Origin of the sequence: Mesobacillus harenae, assembly GCF_013343715.1 — a bacterium.
Taxonomy (GTDB): domain Bacteria; phylum Bacillota; class Bacilli; order Bacillales; family Cytobacillaceae; genus Mesobacillus_A; species Mesobacillus_A harenae.
In genome coordinates, this window is sequence record NZ_JABUNR010000025.1 from 67,280 (window position 1) to 83,392 (window position 16,113).

Below are 16,113 nucleotides of genomic sequence, written 5' to 3' on the forward strand. Positions count from 1 at the left end.
GCCTGAAGGTGAAGTTGTTCTTTGACTTCATCGGCAGGACCGAAGCGACTCGAGGGGTTAGGCGCAGCAGCTGGAAGAACCTAAAGCGGAGGCGCCTTGGTTAACCCCGACAAGCGCTGGAGGGCCTGAAGGTGAAGTTGTTCTTTGACTTCATCGGCAGGACCGAAGCGACTCAAGGGGTTAGGCGCAGCAGGGCATGTATGACAATTCTTTCTTTAACGAAAGATGGTTTATAATTAGTAAACAAAAGAAGGCGCTGATTCCAGCGCCTTTTTCTTTTTGTATCCAGCTACTGCGTAGAACCTGCTTCCCCTGCATTAAGTTAACAACGGTTAAAATTACTGTCAGCGCCTAGCCCTAGAGCTATCTAATATGGTTTTTAAGTATGTATATCTCTTCCTTCGCATGAAAAAAAAATCATAGCTCATACTAACTTATATCATGCCTGAAGGGAGAAAATAATGGATGAATATGAATAATAATAATTATGCTTCCGGTAACCAGCGAGGCCAGCATTATGGTGAAAATCCCTCTTTTCAACAGGGAAACAATGCTCCGGGCAATCCTGGGGGGCAAGAGGGACACAAAGATGAGAAATCAGGACTGCTAGAAAAGATTCAACAGCTTGGTCAAACGAATGTCCCACAGCTCTCGCAGGATTCTAAAATTCACTGCTTAACGATTGTGGGCCAGATTGAAGGGCACTTGCAGCTTCCTCCACAAAATAAAACAACTAAATACGAGCATTTAATCCCACAAATTGTTGCGATCGAACAAAATCAAAATATAGAGGGCCTTCTTGTGATTTTAAATACGGTTGGGGGAGATGTAGAGGCTGGTCTTGCCATTTCAGAAATGCTTGCCTCCCTATCAAAACCTACTGTTAGTCTTGTATTGGGCGGAGGCCACTCGATTGGTGTTCCGATAGCAGTTGCATGTGATTACTCTTTCATTGCTGAAACAGCAACCATGACGATCCATCCGGTCCGTCTAACAGGCTTAGTGATCGGGGTTCCGCAAACATTTGAATACCTAGATAAAATGCAGGACAGGGTAATCAATTTTGTTACAAGGAATTCTAATATATCTGAAGAAGACTTTAAAGAATTGATGTTTGCTAAGGGAAACTTAACCAGGGATATCGGAACAAATGTGGTCGGGTCCGAGGCTTCTGACTTTGGGTTAATTGATGAAGTGGGGGGCGTAGGGCAGGCGCTGAAAAAGCTTAATGAATTAATTGAATTAAATAAAGATAAGAACGAAGGGATCATCCAATGATATTATACACGGCTATGCCTCAAGAGTTAGTTTATCAAACGGATCCTCAGGAATATAGTCAGCAGTTAATGGTTTCGTATAATGGTATTCCTGTATTAGCTGAGCGGACAGAGGATCATAATTATCGTGTGGTCAGGGTAATGAGCACCGACCCGAGCCATTTCTTAGAGGCTGGATGCACACCTGGCACGAAGCTGCCGTTAGTTTAAAAATAACAGTTCAAGGTCCCTATATTAAATTTTAGTTATTAAAAAGGGTAGTCTACCCTTGTCCATTTGCTATGTTATAATAAGAGGCAAACACATCAGCAGCCGCAATTGGCTGCTTTCTTTCTTCCTGAAAAAAATAGCGGGTTTTTGGCTATGATGTGAATGCAGACTATGATATAAGGTGATAAAAATGGCGAAAAAGAAGCGACGATCCCGGAAAAAAGAAAACACCATCAAACAAACCATTCAATTTGAGCTGATTGGCCTTATATTGATTGCTCTTGCTGCTATTGCTATGGCTAACTTGGGGGCAATGGGAAGAGCCACCGTGTTGTTTTTCCGCTTTTTTATGGGAGAATGGTATATGATTAGCCTGATGGGGCTTGTGGTATTCTCAGGGTATATTATGTGGAAACGAACACTTCCGAATCTCTTTCATACAAAACTTATTGGTACATATTTTATAATTGGCAGTTTTCTATTATTGAGCCACATACCGTTAATGGAACTATTATCAGAAGGAGATAGATTTCAGAATCCCAGTGTCATAAAAAACACATTTGAACTTTACATGATGGAAGTAAGAGGGACTGCCTCGACGAGAGAACTAGGCGGAGGGATGATCGGTGCCATTTTGTTTGCCCTTTTTTATTTTCTTTTTGATGAAGCAGGTTCGAAAATCATTGCAGCCGTTTTTGTGTTGATCGGCTTTATTTTAATTACTGGAAGAACGTTTGGCGAAACGACAGGGAATCTTCTTCAAAGTGCCGGGAATTTTATTAAAGAACAGTGGCTAGCTTTTATGGAAGATGTCGGCAGTTGGCGTGATGATAGAAAGAAGCGTAAAGCTGAAAGAAAAGCACATCGCGAAGAGGAAAAGAAGTCCAAGCCTGATAAAAAGCAGGAACAGGCAGTGAATGCAGAAGAAGTTTCTGAACCGGAACCGTATACTGAGCCTATCATTTCAAGTTTTGCCGAACGAGCCTATCCACAGCAGCCTTCTGCAGCGGAAGTGAAAAAACCGGTCAAGACAGCAGAAAGTTCGGAAACAGAGGATGAAGTGGTTCCTCCGATTACGTTTACAGAAGTGGAAAACGTTTCCTACGAGCTGCCGCCTGTTAGTATTCTTAAACTGCCGACCCAGACGGACCAGAGCGGAGAGTATGAGTTAATACATAACAACGCAGCAAAACTGGAAAGAACCTTTCACAGCTTTGGAGTGAAAGCGAGAGTAACCCAGGTGCATCTTGGTCCTGCGGTTACAAAGTATGAGGTCCATCCAGATGTGGGAGTGAAAGTGAGCAGGATCGTCAGCCTGAGCGATGACCTGGCCTTAGCACTGGCCGCCAAAGATATCAGAATAGAAGCGCCAATTCCAGGGAAGTCTGCTATTGGCATAGAGGTTCCTAATTCTGAGGTTGCAATGGTTTCTCTTAGAGAAGTACTGGAGGACAAGCATAATAATAGACCTGCTTCAAAGCTGTTAATTGGTCTTGGCAGAGATATTACTGGGGAAGCTGTGCTTGCTGAATTAAATAAAATGCCCCACCTTTTAGTTGCAGGTGCTACTGGCAGCGGTAAAAGTGTCTGTATCAACGGCATTATTACATCCATTTTAATGAGAGCGAAGCCTCATGAAGTAAAGCTTATGATGATTGATCCAAAAATGGTTGAATTAAACGTTTATAACGGTGTGCCACACTTGCTGGCCCCTGTTGTTACCGATCCTAAAAAAGCCTCCCAGGCATTAAAAAAGGTCGTAAGTGAGATGGAGCGGCGTTATGAGCTTTTCTCTCATACAGGCACTAGAAATATTGAAGGCTATAATGATTATATAAAACGCTACAATGCAGAAGAAGAGGTAAACCAGCCGCTGCTTCCTTACATTGTTGTTATTGTCGATGAGCTTGCTGATTTGATGATGGTTGCATCATCCGATGTTGAAGATGCAATCACGAGATTGGCCCAGATGGCTAGGGCTGCAGGAATTCATTTAATTATCGCGACACAGCGTCCTTCAGTGGATGTTATAACAGGGGTAATCAAAGCAAATATTCCATCAAGAATTGCTTTTGCCGTTTCTTCACAAATAGATTCAAGAACTATTCTTGATATGGGAGGTGCTGAAAAGCTCCTAGGCAGGGGAGATATGCTGTTTTTGCCGGTTGGTGCTTCCAAGCCCGTTCGTGTTCAGGGAGCTTTTTTATCCGATGAAGAGGTAGAAGATATCGTGGACTTTGTTATTGGCCAGCAAAAGGCGCAATATCAGGAGGAAATGATTCCTGACGATATCCCTGAAAAAACAGGGGAAGTCGAAGATGATTTATATGATGATGCTGTTCAAATGATTATTGAAATGCAAACTGCTTCAGTATCGATGTTGCAGAGAAGATTTCGGATCGGCTATACAAGAGCAGCTCGGCTGATCGATGAAATGGAAGCCCGCGGGATCGTCGGTCCTTATGAGGGCAGTAAACCGCGTGCCGTACTAGTCGCGAAGACAGAAGAAGCCAGCTCTTAGATTAACTCAGAGCCGACTCGTTATATAAACAAAGGGGATGAACACTGTGGTTCATCCCCTTTCCTAATTTTTAAGCTTCCTCGCCCAATACTGCCTCGGCAATATTTACAGCGTGGTCTCCAACCCTCTCTAGGTTGCTGATAATGTCAATGTAAACGATTCCCGCTTGACCGGAACATGCACCCTCTGTCAGGCGGATTATATGCTGTTTACGCAACTGGCGTTCCATATTATCAATCTGGTCTTCTTTTTCAATAACAAGTCTTGCTAGGTCTTTATTACTTAAATTAAAAGCTAAGGCTGTAAACGTCGAAGAAGACTTGCAGAAGTCGACTAAAGAAGCAGGGGAAGGTTTCTTTATTAAGATTTACTAATTTAAAGGCAAACTATTATACCAAAGTAAATGTCAAAGAAAAGATAGTAAATTTGACGTATTTGTGCTTTTCAGCTTTTTTCGACAAAATGATCAATGGCTATTTATTTATATGTGGAAAAGTGTTATAGTATTTTCGATTAGTAGGAATGATATACATCAGAGGTCTGATGTCTTGAGTTAAAGGTTGGAGGAGACCCCATGTCCATCAAATCAGATAACCGACACCTGTATTTACAAGTTATCGATCACTTGAAGCAAGACATTCAGCAAGGGAACTATATGGAAAAAGAAAAGTTACCTTCTGAATTTGATCTTGCTAAGCAGCTAGGAGTAAGCAGGGCAACCCTCCGAGAGGCATTGCGTATTCTTGAAGAAGAAAACGTGATTATCCGCCGTCACGGAGTGGGCACATTCGTTAATGCTAAACCTCTGTTTACTTCAGGGATCGAGCAGATTAACAGTGTGACGAATATGATTGAACAGGCAGGGATGAAACCTGGAACCATATTCTTGAATTCATCGACCACTGGGCCGACTGAAGAGGACATTCACCGATTTTCATGTTCACCGGATGATGAAATAATCGTGATTGAAAGAGTTCGCACAGCAAATGGGGAGCCTGTCGTTTACTGTATCGACAAAATTCCTGCGAAAATCTTGCCGGGACCTTTTTCATATGAAGAAGAATCTATTTTTCATATGCTGGAAGTGAAGTCTAACCGGAGAATTTCATATGCTATGGCAGAAATTGAGCCTATTGGCTACCACGAAAAAATTTCTCCCATTCTTGAATGTGACCCAGAAACTGCCTTGCTTGTTTTAAAACAGCAGCATTTTGATGAAACGGATGAACAAATTCTTTATTCGGTAAACTATTTTAAAGCGGATAAGTTTAGTTTCCATGTGCTCCGAAAAAGAGTTTTATAAATGGAAATGTAAACGCAAACTTGCCCGTATTTAACTTTTCTGCTAAATCACAACATTCTTTAGGGGGTACCAACCTTGAAAAAGCGTAAATTTGGTTTGGCTATGTCACTAGTTCTAGCTGCCGGAACGATTCTAGGTGCTTGTGGCGGTGGAGGTAACGAAGAAGAACAAGGTGGAACAGCTGGCGAAGGCGGTAACAAAGAAGATGCATTTACTGTTGCAATGGTAACAGATGTCGGTGGAGTGGATGACAAGTCATTTAACCAGTCTGCTTGGGAAGGGCTTAAAGCATATGGTGAGGAAAAAGGCCTTTCAAAAGGGAAAGATGGATTTGACTACATGCAGTCCCAGTCTGACGCTGACTACGCTACAAACCTGAATACATTAACTCGTCAGGACTTTGACCTGATTTTCGGTATTGGATATCTAATGGAGCCAGCAATTGGTGAAATTGCAGGCCAGCAAACAGATCAAAACTTCGCAATCGTGGATGCAGTTGTTGAACAAGACAATGTTGCAAGCATCATGTTTAAGGAGCAGGAAGCTGCATTCTTAGCAGGTGTTACTGCAGGGCTGGCAACTGAAACTAATAAGATTGGTTTCCTTGGCGGTATGGCAATTCCGGTTATCGAACGCTTTGAAGCAGGCTTCCGTGCAGGTGTTGAATCTGTAAACCCTGACGCTGATGTGCAAATTCAATATGCTGAAGCTTTTGATAAAGCAGAAGCTGGTAAAGCAATCGCTTCTAAAATGTACTCTTCAGGTGTTGACGTAATTTTCCACGCTGCTGGTGGTACTGGTAACGGATTGTTCACTGAAGCACGTGACCTTAAGAAGAAAGACCCTGAAAGAAAAGTCTGGGCTATCGGAGTTGACTCTGACCAGACAGCTGAAGGAGTTGTAACAATCGACGGAACAGATCACAATGTTATCATAACTTCTGCCCTAAAGCGTGTTGACAATGCTGTTAAGGATCTTAGCTTACAAGCAGCTGACGGAAACTTCCCTGGCGGAGAAGTGACAACATACGGCTTAACTGAAGACGGTGTTGGTCTTGCTCCAATCAATGAAGAGCTTGAAAACAAAGCTGAAATTGAAGCTAAAGTTGAAGAATATAAAGAAAAAATCAAAAACGGAGAAATTACAGTTCCTGGTTCATACGCTGAACTTAAAACTTTCTCTGCACAATAAACTTTCACTAATACAGAAAGGAATACGGGGTAGCATTACATCGCCCCTTATTCCTTTATTTTACGAATAAAGAGAGAATGTTAGATAAAACCTAAAACTTTAATTGAAGAGCAGAAGTCTATTCTGGTTTTCACTTACGGTTTTATTCGGGGTAAAACCCGTTTTTTATTAGCAATAGAGGTCTGACCTCTAACTACTACTATTATTTACCTATAACAGGGAGTGAAATCAGTGGAATATGTAATTGAAATGCTCAATATCCGCAAAGAGTTTCCCGGAATCGTAGCCAATGATAATATCACCCTCCAGCTTGAAAAGGGAGAAATTCATGCGCTGCTTGGTGAAAATGGAGCAGGAAAGTCCACGTTAATGAATGTCCTGTTCGGCTTATACCAACCAGAACAAGGAGAGATTAAGGTTAAAGGCAAACCTGTAAAAATAACCGATCCAAACATCGCGAATGACCTTGGAATCGGGATGGTTCACCAGCACTTTATGCTCGTTGATACCTTTACAGTTACAGAAAATATCATACTCGGCAAAGAAACCACTAAATCTGGAGTTATTGATATAAAAACAGCTGAAAAAGATGTTCGTGAAATCTCAGAACGGTATGGCCTAAAGGTGGATCCTTCTGCAAAGATTTCTGATATATCAGTAGGAATGCAGCAAAGAGTGGAAATCTTAAAAACATTATACAGAGGCGCTGAAATTCTGATTTTTGACGAGCCAACTGCAGTACTTACACCACAGGAAATAAAAGAACTTATTCAAATTATGAAAACGCTTATAAAAGAGGGCAAATCAATTATTTTAATCACTCACAAGCTCAAAGAAATAATGGAGGTTTGTGACCGTGTTACAGTCATCCGAAAAGGTAAAGGGATTGGCACAGTCAGTGTAAGTGAAACAAATCCCAACGAATTGGCAAGCTTGATGGTTGGCCGTGAGGTAGTCTTTAGTACAGAGAAAACTGAGGCTTCGCCAAAACAGGAGGTTCTGCAAATAAGCGGCCTTAAGGTAAAGGACTCACGAGGCGTTGAAGCAGTCCGTGGACTTGACCTTGATGTCAGGGCCGGTGAGATTGTTGGAATAGCAGGAGTAGACGGCAACGGCCAGTCTGAATTAATAGAGGCCATAACCGGATTAAGAAAAACAAGCGCAGGTACCGTAAAACTGAACGGAAAAGAAATTCAGAATCTTTCACCGCGTAAAATTACCAATTCGGGATTAGCGCACATCCCACAGGATCGCCATAAGCATGGACTTGTCCTTGATTTTCCAATTGGCGAAAATATGGTCCTACAAACGTATAATGAAAGGCCGTTTTCTAAAAATGGCATTTTAAACTTTAAGAATATTTATAACAAAGCAAGAACGTTAATTAAAGAATTCGACGTTCGTACGCCAAGTGAATATACACTTGCCCGCTCGCTTTCAGGCGGAAACCAGCAAAAAGCAATTATTGCCCGTGAAGTCGATCGGGATCCAGATATACTGATTGCCGCTCAGCCAACACGCGGGCTTGATGTCGGAGCAATTGAATTCATTCATAAACGCCTAATTGAGCAGAGGGACAACGGCAAAGGAGTATTGCTAATATCCTTTGAATTAGATGAAATCATGAATGTTAGTGATCGAATCGCGGTTATTTATGAAGGTGAAATTGTAGCGGTTGTGGATCCAAAGCAAACAACTGAGCAACAGCTCGGCTTATTGATGGCGGGATCAGGCCGTAAGGAAGCGGAGGAGAAAGCTAATGTCTAGTCGCTTTACAAATATATTAATTCCAGTCATTGCTGTTTTCCTTGGTGTTCTGGCTGGAACCATAATCATGCTCGTGAGTGGATATAACCCTATTGCAGGTTATTCTGCCTTATGGAATGGCGCCTTCGGGGATATATACTACATTGGCGAGGTTGTCCGTCAGTTTACTCCCTATATTCTTGCAGGACTCGCTGTAGCTTTTGCATTTAGAACCGGACTTTTTAATATCGGGGTAGAAGGTCAATTAATAGTTGGCTGGCTTGCGGCTGTCTGGGTAGGTGTTTCCTTTGAGGAACTGCCAAAGATCATCCATTTGCCGCTGGCAGTCCTTGCTGCAGCTGCTGCAGGAGCACTATGGGGGTTCATTCCTGGATTTTTAAAAGCAAAATTCCGTGTGCATGAAGTTATCGTTACCATTATGCTTAACTATGTTGCTTTACATGTTACAAATAGTATTATTCGGAATGTGATTACAGATGGAAAAGAGCGGACACCTAATGTCGCAGAGTCCGCATCTCTTCGCTCACCATTCTTTGAGTCAATCACAGACTACTCTCGTTTACACTGGGGAATTCTAATTGCATTGGCCTGTGCTATTATTATGTGGTTTTTATTAGAAAAAACAACAAGAGGCTTCGAGCTTCGTGCCGTTGGTTACAATCAGCATGCTTCTCACTACGCAGGAATGAATGTTAACACTAATATCATACTATCGATGGTTATTTCCGGAGCATTTGCAGGTTTAGCTGGTGCAATGGAAGCGCTTGGAACGTTTGGTTTCGCTTCCATAAAAGGCGGATTTACAGGGGTAGGGTTTGATGGAATCGCAGTTGCCCTTCTTGGAGGCAATACCGCAATTGGTGTTGTTCTGGCAGCATTATTGTTTGGCGGCTTAAAAATTGGTGCCTTGAATATGCCGTTGGAGTCAGGTGTTCCAAATGAACTGGTTGATATAATCATAGCACTTATCATTTTCTTCGTTGCATCAAGCTATATCATCCGCTGGTTTATTGAGCGTATCAGCAAAAAGGGGGTGAAGTAAGTGAGTTTAATGGATATTTTATTAATTCTTGTCCCTTCCACACTATTGTGGGCGACTCCGCTTATTTTCACTGCGTTAGGCGGTAACTTCTCAGAGCGTTCCGGTGTCGTAAACATTGGACTTGAAGGCCTAATGGTAATAGGAGCGTTTGCAGCGATTGTGTTTAACTTAACTTTTGTTGATGCCTTAGGTGCTTCAACACCGTGGGTTTCCTTATTGGTAGCAATGGCTGTTGGGGCTCTTCTATCCGTGTTACATGCAGTTGCTTCAATTTCGTTTAGGGCTGACCAGGTTGTTTCCGGTGTGGCGATTAACCTGCTTGCAATAGGAGCCGCGCTCTTCCTTGTAAAACTTATTTACGGAAAAGGGCAAACAGATATTATACAAAGAGGATTCAGTAAAGTAGATATTCCGATATTAGGAGACATTCCAGTAATCGGGCCTATCTTCTTCCAGAATACGTATTACACTTCTTACCTGGCAATTCTAGTGGCGATCCTTGCCTGGTTTGTAATGTACAAAACACCGTTTGGTCTGCGTCTTCGTTCCGTTGGGGAACATCCAATGGCAGCAGACACAATGGGAATTAATGTCATTAAAATGCGCTACATTGGAGTCATTATTTCTGGAGGGCTTGCCGGTATTGGAGGCGGTGTCTATGCTCAAGCAATTTCATCTGACTTCGGACATGCAACGATCAGTGGACAAGGCTTTATGGCGCTTGCTGCATTAATTTTTGGAAAATGGCATCCGCTTGGTGCAATGGGCGCTGCAATATTCTTTGGTTTTGCACAAAGCTTAAGTATTATTGGAAACAGCCTCCCATTCCTGGAGAATATACCTAGCGTTTATTTAGCGATAGCACCTTACGTATTGACTATCTTAGCACTTACAGGCTTCATTGGCCGTGCAGAAGCACCAAAAGCACTCAGCCAACCATACATCAAAGGCAGCCGGTAAAACCCAAAAGCGGAACCGACTGTCTAGAAACGAGTAAACTGGAATCTCTGACCAAAGAAGCGCAGTTTGCTACTTGGGAAGAGAAGAAGTTTACCGAGTTTCTAGGAGGTGGAGCTGGATGACCCAAAAGCGGATGCGCCTGTCCAGCCCTGACAAGCGCTGGAGGGCCTGAAGGTGAAGTCGTACTTTGACTTCAGCAGCAGGACCGAAGCGACTCAAAGGGCTAGGCGCAGCAGCTGGATGACCCAAAAGAGGAACCGACTCGAAACAAGCAAGCTTGTTTCTGCGGAGCATATTCTCTTAGCAGTTTCCCTTAGTGTCGCAGAAACGAGTAAACTGGGGTCTATTACTGAATTTTGCCGGGTTCTTGGCGTTTTCTCACCTTGATTAAATAACACAAAAACTCCTAGTTTTGGAAGCTAGGGGTTTTCTTTTTATAGAAAAATGTGGATCTTATGGTACAATAATGGTAAAGTTTGTTTGAAAATTTCAGAATTGTAAGAGGGTTATTAAGATGCGGCTTTCCTTATATATGGATGATGTCGAAACCGAGAAAATTTTTTCTTATTTACGTTGGGTTTTTTTAACTGTAGCCTGTTTTCTGTTTTATTTCCCTCCTCTTTCGAACTTGCTCAAATTTAATCTAGATACTTTTCCAGTTTTGCTTGCGATTGGGATCATCTATATGTCCGCAGCTCATATTGCTCTGCACAGGCTAATGCCTGGAGGGAAGCAGTTTGGCATCCTTACAAAAGCTGGCATTGTTTTTGATTATATTGCCTTCATCTGGCTCCTTGTCTTATCAGGAGGAGTAAGCAGTACGTTATTTCCTATTGCCTTTCTAATTGTTATGCATGCAACAATTTATTGGAAGTCTAAGGGGGTACTAGTCTCTTGTATCTCTTTAACGGCTGGCTATTCAGTCATTTTGATAACGGAACTTCCAGTTTCTTTTGATACTCTTTTTCTTTTTACTCTTAACTTGTTATTTATTTGGATTGTAGGGGTGTTCGGTTCTCTTATTGTCATACGGGAAAGAAAGCATATAAAGCAGAAAGAACTTATCCAGGAATTAGTGATTACTGACTATTTGACCGGACTGTATAATCACCGGCATTTTCAGGAACAGCTTAGGCTGTTAACGGCAGATGCTGACCCGTTTATTCTGGTTATGGGAGATATCGACCATTTCAAAAGCTTTAATGACGGGTACGGCCATCTAACAGGAGACGAAGTTTTAAGGTGCATAGGAGAAGACTTTAGAGTTCTATCTGTAAGGTATCAAGGACAAGCGTTCCGCTATGGCGGTGAAGAATTTGCCTTTCTCCTCCCGTACATGAACGAAACAGCATTAAAGGGATTCTTTGAAGATTTATTTACCAGCCTTTCGGAAAGAAAGTTTACCAAAAACAATCTTAGTGTCACAATGAGTTTTGGGACAGCAGTTTGCTTGAAGCCTTCGTCGCCTGACAAAGTATTGAGCTGTGCTGATGAGCTTTTATATAAAGCAAAGTTAGCAGGGAAGAATCGGGCTCATATTGAAAATGGCTGCATTCTTTTAAATAATGATAGAGCAAAAGAAAAAAGTGTTATCTCTTAACAAGCATCATGAAGGACGCCTGCCATAACCAGGCGTTTTCATATTTCCAAAAAAGCAAGCCTGTCATAGGTATGATCGTTTGGCAGAATAGGTTTGTTTTATAAGGAGAATATAAAAAATAACCTTATTAATTTATACATAGTATTAAATAAGCTGAGTTTATCTTGGCCTGCAAAGAGGAACAATGTAAACAGACCTTTGTCGGGTATAAACCAATAGCAATGCTTAAAAAAGAAGCATCGCATGAAGGAGGACTTCCATGGCTGTCGTTACAGAGATGGTAAAAGAAATGCAGGGATTTAATCTGCATATTGTTAAAACATCAAAATATAAAACGAATACAATCGTATGGAAAATGAAGGCGCCGCTTGAAAGAGAGGCGGTAACAGAACGGGCTCTTTTGCCCCATGTACTGCAAAGCAGCTCAGCAAGTCATCCTACGACTGCTAAATTGCGCTCTTACCTTGATAATCTATACGGAGCATCCCTGTTTGTTGATGTGGCAAAAAAGGGTGAGTATCAAGTCATAAGTTTTTCAATCGAAATAGCAAATGAAAAGTTTTTAAGTGACCATACACCTTTATTGGAAAAAGCGTTTGAACTGCTTTCCAATATCATATTAAAGCCAAATGCAGCAAATGGAACTTTTGACAAGGATACGGTTGAAAAAGAAAAACGGACGCTTAAACAGAGAATTCAAGCTGTATTTGATGACAAAATGAGATATTCCAACTTCAGGCTTGTACAAGAAATGTGTGAGGGCGAACCTTATGCACTTCCAATTAATGGTGAAATTGAAGCCGTCGATAATATTACGGAAAAAAGCCTTTTTGAGTATTATAAGCAAGCACTTAGTGAAGATGAACTCGATTTGTTTGTTATTGGTGATGTGGAAGAAGCGGAAGTTCAGAAAATAGCGAGCAGTCTTTTCAGTTTCCAGCCCCGCACCCCTAAACAAACGACTAGGTCTGCTGTGAAAAAAATTGATGGAGCAAAAGAGATCAAAGAACAGCAGGATATTAAGCAAGGGAAGCTTAATATTGGTTATCGTACCAATACTATATATGGAGATTCTGATTATTCTGCTCTGCAAGTTTTTAACGGGATATTTGGAGGTTTTTCCCACTCTAAACTCTTTCACAATGTCAGAGAAAAAGCGAGTCTCGCCTATTATGCAGCCAGCCGGCTGGAGAGCCATAAAGGGTTATTAATGGTTATGTCTGGTATTGAATTTAAAAATTACGAACTTGCTGTTAAAATTATAAATGAACAGATGGAAGCAATGAAGGCTGGAGATTTTACAGATAATGAAATTGAGCAGACGAAGGCTGTTATTGAAAACCAAATTTTAGAAACGATTGATACCGCAAGAGGCATGGTTGAGCTTTTATACCATAATGTTGTCGCTGAAAACAAAATTAGCATAGACGATTGGCTTCAGGGAATGAGAGCGGCGACGAAAGAAGATATCGTAAAAGCAGCTGAAAAAGTCGAGCTTGATACGGTGTACTTCTTAACAGGATTGGAGGCGGGTGAATAATGGAAAAAATCTCTTTTGATCAACTTCAGGAAGAACTGTTTTATGAAAAAATGGACAATGGGCTTGATGTCTATATCCTCCCAAAAAAGGGGTTTAACAAGACCTATGCAACATTTACCACTAAATACGGTTCGATTGACAATCATTTTAACCCGCCAGGCAAGGAAGACTTTGTAAAAGTCCCAGACGGAATCGCTCATTTCCTTGAACATAAGCTGTTTGAAAAAGAAGATGGGGACGTGTTCCAGCAATTTAGCCGTCAGGGTGCATCAGCTAATGCTTTTACATCCTTCACGAGAACTGCTTATTTATTTTCCAGTACTTCTAATGTCGATAAGAACCTGATCACCTTGATTGATTTCGTTCAGGATCCCTATTTTACTGAGAAAACAGTTGAAAAAGAAAAAGGAATTATTGGCCAGGAAATAACGATGTATGATGATAATCCAGACTGGCGCTTATATTTTGGGCTTATTCAGAATATGTATCAGCATCATCCAGTCAAAATAGACATTGCTGGTACAATTGATTCAATTGCTGCCATTAACAAGGATATGCTATACGAGTGCTATAATACCTTCTATCACCCGAGTAATATGCTCTTATTTATTGTTGGCCCAGTTGATGCGGATCAAATGATGACAATGGTAAGAGATAATCAATCCAAAAAAGAATATGCCGCAAAGTCTGATATTGAACGGCGTTTTGAAGAGGAACCAACGGGTGTAGCGGAGACGAAACAGGTTATGAAGATGAATGTACAAACATCTAAATGCCTCGTGGGCATTAAGGCTCCAAACACACAGCTTTCGGGAAATGAAATGTTAAAAACCGAGCTCTCAACGAATGTTATGCTGGATATTTTATTTGGGAAGAGTTCCGATAATTATACGAAATTATACGGTGAAGGCTTAATTGATGAAACCTTCTCCTATGATTACACTCTTGAGCAGGGATTCGGCTTTGCTGTTCTAGGCGGAGATACAGGTGAGCCCGATAAACTGGCAGATCAGCTGAAACAAATGCTGTTTGAAGGGAAAGAAGGAAAGGCATTTACCGAGGAGAGGCTGGAGCAGGCTAAGAAAAAGAAGATTGGTGCATTTATGCGGGCAGTCAACTCTCCTGAATATATTGCCAATCAATTTACCCGCTATACATTTAACGATATGAATTTATTTGATGTCGTGCCTACACTTGAAAATATAACACTTGAGAATGTAAGAGACATAGCGGAACAGCTCATTTCGGAGGATCGTCTTACAGTATGCCAAGTTGTACCAAAACAATCGTAATCGCCAGGCGCCGCTTTAAGGGCGCCTGTTTTTTTAGAAATAAAATCGGAACCTGGATTCAGAAGAGATAAACAAAACGGAAGGTTTAATCTCTGCGGAACACAATTCGATATACGAGGAGAGAAATTGGTTGAGGAAATTTGCCTTAATTACTGGAGCAAGCGGAGGAATTGGGCGTGCCATCGCTTTGAAATTAGCTGAAGATGGTTACTCGCTATATTTGCACTACAATGCTAACGCAGCTGGAATTCGCTCTTTAATCAGTGAGCTCGATCCTTTTGGAGGGGATTATATCCCGATTCAAGCGGATCTTTCTACACGTGAAGGAAGCAGATTAATTGCTGAAAATGTCTTTTCAATTGATGCTGTCATTCATAACGCAGGTTACAGCATCTATGGAATGCTGGAAGACTTAAGTGAAAATGATGCTGAAAAGTTAGTGCAAACCCATATAACTTCCCCTATGCTGCTAACAAAAACGCTCCTGCCGAAAATGGTGCAAAAAAAGCAAGGCAGTATTTTATTTGTGTCAAGCATCTGGGGACAGACGGGGGCTGCGTGTGAAGTGGCCTATTCTGCAGTTAAGGGCGCTCAAATCGCGTTTGCGAAAGCATTGAGTAAAGAAGTTGCTCCTTCCAATATAAGAGTCAATGCAATAGCTCCGGGTGCGATTGACACGGTTATGCTCGAAAGCTTTAGCTCTGAAGAAAAAGCTGAACTTAAAGCTGACATCCCGCTCGGACGTTTTGGTGCACCGGAAAACATTGCGGATGGGGTATCTTTTTTATTATCAGAAAAAGCTTCCTATATAACCGGACAGGTGCTTTCCATCAATGGCGGCTGGTACATATAAAAATTGAATTATAAAATTTGGGATTGCACCCGCAAAAACATGCATATTAAAAGCTCTCAGTAAGCAAAATAACGATGTAATACTGAAAAGGAGGGAAATAATATGTCTGTTTTAGATAACTGGGGACAATGGAAGGATTATTTGGGAGATCGTCTTCACAGTGCTCAAAAGGAAGGTATGGGCTCACAGGTATTAAGCGACCTTGCTTATCAAGTTGGGGATTACCTTGCCAAAAATGTTGACCCTCAGAATGAACAGGAGCGAGTTCTTGCTGACCTTTGGTCTGTAGCAAGCCCTGAAGAGCAGCACGCCATTGCAAGCATGATGGTAAAGCTGGTCCAAAATGACGGGACTCAATAACAATAATCGGAACACCTATGTATACAGAGAAAGAGGGGGATTTTCCTCTCTTTTTTTATTTTGCGTGCCCAGGCAAGCCGTTAATTGCTAGTTGGTGGAAGTCCAATCTGAGTAAGTGCCAAGACGCTCAGTAGCTGGCAGGCAGCTGGTGGAGAAATCCTAAGGTTGAAGCCCTGTGACAAAGTAACTCCCTTTGC

At 41.6% G+C, this 16,113-nt stretch carries 14 protein-coding genes and 1 pseudogene; 14 read left to right on the plus strand and 1 reads right to left on the minus strand.

The window, feature by feature from the left end:
* Nucleotides 1-465 precede the first annotated feature (465 nt).
* The 3 genes from HRJ06_RS21835 (at nucleotide 466) to HRJ06_RS21845 (ending at nucleotide 4,008) form a co-directional block, all read left to right on the plus strand.
* Complete coding sequence (locus HRJ06_RS21835) at nucleotides 466-1,278, plus strand: ClpP family protease (protein WP_242035327.1); 813 nt, start codon at nucleotides 466-468, stop codon at nucleotides 1,276-1,278.
* A complete protein-coding gene (locus HRJ06_RS21840; protein WP_174735063.1) occupies nucleotides 1,275-1,487 on the plus strand; it encodes a YlzJ-like family protein in 213 nt (70 codons plus the stop codon). The genes HRJ06_RS21835 and HRJ06_RS21840 overlap by 4 nt, the downstream gene beginning before the upstream one ends.
* Before the next feature lie 190 nt (nucleotides 1,488-1,677).
* Nucleotides 1,678-4,008 carry a DNA translocase FtsK gene (locus tag HRJ06_RS21845; protein WP_174735064.1) on the plus strand — a complete coding sequence of 777 codons (2,331 nt, stop codon included), beginning with the start codon at nucleotides 1,678-1,680 and terminating at the stop codon, nucleotides 4,006-4,008.
* Between the two features lie 70 nt (nucleotides 4,009-4,078).
* On the opposite strand, the pseudogene HRJ06_RS21850 reads toward HRJ06_RS21845, so the two are convergent.
* Nucleotides 4,079-4,291: pseudogene (locus tag HRJ06_RS21850) on the minus strand (PhoU domain-containing protein); the annotation flags it as partial.
* Nucleotides 4,292-4,582: 291 nt separating this feature from the next.
* Between HRJ06_RS21850 and HRJ06_RS21855 the strand changes: the two are divergent.
* From HRJ06_RS21855 to HRJ06_RS21905, 11 genes are all read left to right on the plus strand, one after another.
* Nucleotides 4,583-5,311, plus strand: a complete 729-nt coding sequence (locus tag HRJ06_RS21855; RefSeq protein WP_174735065.1) for a GntR family transcriptional regulator — start codon at nucleotides 4,583-4,585, stop codon at nucleotides 5,309-5,311.
* Between the two features lie 75 nt (nucleotides 5,312-5,386).
* The gene (locus tag HRJ06_RS21860) at nucleotides 5,387-6,502 is read left to right on the plus strand and encodes a BMP family lipoprotein (RefSeq protein ID WP_174735066.1); all 1,116 of its coding nucleotides are present in this window, start codon (nucleotides 5,387-5,389) and stop codon (nucleotides 6,500-6,502) included.
* Between the two features lie 231 nt (nucleotides 6,503-6,733).
* Nucleotides 6,734-8,269 (plus strand): ATP-binding cassette domain-containing protein, encoded by a 1,536-nt coding sequence (locus HRJ06_RS21865; RefSeq protein ID WP_174735067.1) that lies wholly within the window; start codon nucleotides 6,734-6,736, stop codon nucleotides 8,267-8,269.
* The gene (locus HRJ06_RS21870) at nucleotides 8,262-9,311 is read left to right on the plus strand and encodes an ABC transporter permease (protein WP_174735068.1); all 1,050 of its coding nucleotides are present in this window, start codon (nucleotides 8,262-8,264) and stop codon (nucleotides 9,309-9,311) included. Before HRJ06_RS21865 ends, HRJ06_RS21870 begins: the two co-directional genes overlap by 8 nt.
* Complete coding sequence (locus HRJ06_RS21875) at nucleotides 9,312-10,271, plus strand: ABC transporter permease subunit (protein WP_174735069.1); 960 nt, start codon at nucleotides 9,312-9,314, stop codon at nucleotides 10,269-10,271.
* A 174-nt stretch (nucleotides 10,272-10,445) separates the two neighbouring features.
* On the plus strand, nucleotides 10,446-10,658 hold the full coding sequence (locus HRJ06_RS21880) for a hypothetical protein (RefSeq protein WP_174735070.1): 213 nt from the start codon (nucleotides 10,446-10,448) through the stop codon (nucleotides 10,656-10,658).
* Between the two features lie 127 nt (nucleotides 10,659-10,785).
* Nucleotides 10,786-11,871 carry a GGDEF domain-containing protein gene (locus HRJ06_RS21885; protein WP_174735071.1) on the plus strand — a complete coding sequence of 362 codons (1,086 nt, stop codon included), beginning with the start codon at nucleotides 10,786-10,788 and terminating at the stop codon, nucleotides 11,869-11,871.
* Nucleotides 11,872-12,130: 259 nt separating this feature from the next.
* Entirely contained in the window at nucleotides 12,131-13,411 is a 1,281-nt protein-coding gene (gene yfmF / locus HRJ06_RS21890) for an EF-P 5-aminopentanol modification-associated protein YfmF (protein WP_174735072.1), read from the plus strand.
* A complete protein-coding gene (gene yfmH / locus HRJ06_RS21895) occupies nucleotides 13,411-14,703 on the plus strand; it encodes an EF-P 5-aminopentanol modification-associated protein YfmH (RefSeq protein ID WP_174735073.1) in 1,293 nt (430 codons plus the stop codon). Before yfmF ends, yfmH begins: the two co-directional genes overlap by 1 nt.
* 130 nt (nucleotides 14,704-14,833) lie before the next feature.
* Nucleotides 14,834-15,556 (plus strand): elongation factor P 5-aminopentanone reductase, encoded by a 723-nt coding sequence (gene ymfI / locus HRJ06_RS21900; RefSeq protein WP_174735074.1) that lies wholly within the window; start codon nucleotides 14,834-14,836, stop codon nucleotides 15,554-15,556.
* A 102-nt stretch (nucleotides 15,557-15,658) separates the two neighbouring features.
* The gene (locus tag HRJ06_RS21905) at nucleotides 15,659-15,916 is read left to right on the plus strand and encodes a DUF3243 domain-containing protein (RefSeq protein WP_174735075.1); all 258 of its coding nucleotides are present in this window, start codon (nucleotides 15,659-15,661) and stop codon (nucleotides 15,914-15,916) included.
* Nucleotides 15,917-16,113: the final 197 nt, after the last annotated feature.

Bases quoted from the DNA above. Each gene is read 5' to 3' on its own strand.
- HRJ06_RS21835 (WP_242035327.1), top strand. From the start codon at position 466: ATGAATATGAATAATAATAATTATGCTTCCGGTAACCAGCGAGGCCAG.
- HRJ06_RS21840 (WP_174735063.1), top strand. From the start codon at position 1,275: ATGATATTATACACGGCTATGCCTCAAGAGTTAGTTTATCAAACGGAT.
- HRJ06_RS21845 (WP_174735064.1), top strand. From the start codon at position 1,678: ATGGCGAAAAAGAAGCGACGATCCCGGAAAAAAGAAAACACCATCAAA.
- HRJ06_RS21855 (WP_174735065.1), top strand. From the start codon at position 4,583: ATGTCCATCAAATCAGATAACCGACACCTGTATTTACAAGTTATCGAT.
- HRJ06_RS21870 (WP_174735068.1), top strand. From the start codon at position 8,262: ATGTCTAGTCGCTTTACAAATATATTAATTCCAGTCATTGCTGTTTTC.
- HRJ06_RS21885 (WP_174735071.1), top strand. From the start codon at position 10,786: ATGCGGCTTTCCTTATATATGGATGATGTCGAAACCGAGAAAATTTTT.
- yfmF (WP_174735072.1), top strand. From the start codon at position 12,131: ATGGCTGTCGTTACAGAGATGGTAAAAGAAATGCAGGGATTTAATCTG.
- yfmH (WP_174735073.1), top strand. From the start codon at position 13,411: ATGGAAAAAATCTCTTTTGATCAACTTCAGGAAGAACTGTTTTATGAA.
- HRJ06_RS21905 (WP_174735075.1), top strand. From the start codon at position 15,659: ATGTCTGTTTTAGATAACTGGGGACAATGGAAGGATTATTTGGGAGAT.